This is a genomic window from Paraburkholderia sp. Ac-20336 (assembly GCF_017105025.1).
In the GTDB taxonomy this organism is placed as follows: domain Bacteria; phylum Pseudomonadota; class Gammaproteobacteria; order Burkholderiales; family Burkholderiaceae; genus Paraburkholderia.
On sequence record NZ_JAAGPS010000278.1, the window covers coordinates 1 to 2,043 of the forward strand.

Consider the following 2,043-nt stretch of genomic DNA (forward strand, 5'->3'; position numbering starts at 1 on the left):
TGCCGCCGCATCCGGCGTGTCGGCCAGAGCCGCGCAGGCGATGGCGGTACGCTCTGCGCCGGGCGGCGGCATGGCGGGAGAATCGATCCATGCTTCGACGCGCGGCAGCCGCGCGGCGTCGCTGCAACGTGCGGCGGATGCGGCGGGTTCGTTCAACCGGACAACGACATCGCGTCAGCCGCTCTCAAACGCGACGCACGCCGGCGGCGTCACGCCGCCGTCCGGTACGCGCAGGCCCGCGCCGGGTTTCGCGCACTCGGCGACGAACTCGCAGAACGTTGCCGAGCCCGCGAGCGTCGAGGAAACACTGCGCAGCATCGCGGAAAACACCGCGCGCTGGACCGATATGGCCGGCGTGAGCCTCGCGCGCAGCCGTGGCGTGGATGGCGTCAAGCCTGGCGATGTCGCGCAGGCGGCGATGCCGGTCGAGGCGCCCAGGCCGGCCAGCGAGGCGCCGGGTAGCGATCCGGTCCAGGCGGTTTCGGCCGGGTCTGTCGCGCAGGCATCTGCGGAGCCGGTGGTCGGGCGTGCACCGGCGGTAACGCCGGCCGAGCCGTCGGTCGAAACAGCGCCGGTTGCATTGCCAGCCGCTGCTGCCGTGGCTGAGGAAACGGCGATAGCCGCTTCCGATGCACCCGTCGAGGACAGCAACGCGCCTGTCGCGCAATGGCCGACCGAGCCGCCAGTTATTCATGTGCCGGGAGCCGTTGCGTCACAGGTCATGGAGACTGCCGAGCCGGTGGCCGACGCCAACACGACCGAAACTCCGGCGGCCGTGCAAAACGCAAGCGCGACGAGTGGAGAGGCGGTGCATGCGTCGGCGGTATCGGCGGCGGCTTTGGTGGAGTCCGCGGCTGTCCAAGCCGCGCCTGTCGTGGCTATGTCCGCTGCGGCTGTTCGCGCCGAATCCGCGCCTCGCGAGTCGGCGCCGATCGAAACGCCACCGCTCTCGTCCGCGCCGCAATATCCGGCGTCAATCGGCGGCGCGTCGACATCGTTTCAGCGTTTTGCTGCACAGCTGGAGGACAATGCCTCACAGGAAGACGCAGCGCCCGTCGCTAACGATGCGACACACTCGGCGACGCGGGACAGCAGTCACACGGCACCAGCCGATGCAACGATCAAACCGGTCAGCGGACCTAGCGCGGAATCTCTCGCCGCTGCGCAGACCGTAGTCGCCGCCGCGAGCACAGTCGCCCCAGCGCCGCGAAAGGAAGAACCCGCGCCAACCGTCGATTCAGCCACCACCGCAACCGCGGCACCGACGCAGCCGGCGGCTCCCGCCGCCGAAATCGTGGTCGACAAAACGCTCGTGCCTTGGGAGAGCAAGCTCGGGGCCGTGGCGGCTCAACGCCCCGTGTCGCCGTCGGGTTCGTCGCAACCCGATGCGTCGCAATCCGGGGCGGTCGCATCGCCCGGTGCGGTTGCGCAGTCTTCTCCCGCCACGCTGTCGTCTCCCGTTGCAAGCGCGACTATGGGTACGGGCGCGCAGGCAAGCGAACCTGCAACATCGTCCTCGACGACGGCCGCACGCTCCCCTGCCCTGCCCACGGCGACCGAACCCGCGAGCACACCGCCGACGCCTGACACAACGCACACGGCGACGACCGCAACCGCGGCGGCGGCAACCCACGCTGCGCCCCCCGCCACGCCCACCCCGGCGCAAAGCGTCGCTTCGAACGTCGTGCGCTTCCCGGGTTTCGGCGCGACGGCACCCAGCGTCGGGCCGTCGCTCGGCGCGCATGGAACCGCCACCGGCAACACCCCGGCCGCTGTCCCGCCGATCGCCACAACACCCGCAGCGGCACCGGCCACTCCCGCACCGTCGTTCGGGCCAACCGTACCGGCCTCGTCCGCAGTCGAGCCGAGCACGCCGACGCCGACGCCGACGCCGGTCACATCGTCGTTGGCGCCCATCGCGCCGGCTACGCCAGACGCACTCGCCACCGCGCTACCCATGCAGGTTGCCGTTCCCACCGCGACACCCGCTGCAACCGCAACGGCCACAACACCCGCAGCACCCGTCGCATTCGCGGCGAACTC

The 2,043-nt window shown here is 70.9% G+C and carries 1 protein-coding gene and 1 pseudogene; both read right to left on the minus strand.

All coding sequences use genetic code 11. The annotated features are described in order from the left end of the window. Nucleotides 1-174: 174 nt before the first annotated feature. Nucleotides 175-651: a hypothetical protein gene (locus GXB81_RS30995; protein ID WP_205991208.1), complete on the minus strand. Its 477-nt coding sequence runs from the start codon at nucleotides 649-651 to the stop codon at nucleotides 175-177. Nucleotides 652-1,347: 696 nt separating this feature from the next. Further along, nucleotides 1,348-2,043 (minus strand): annotated as a pseudogene (locus tag GXB81_RS31000) (hypothetical protein); the annotation flags it as partial.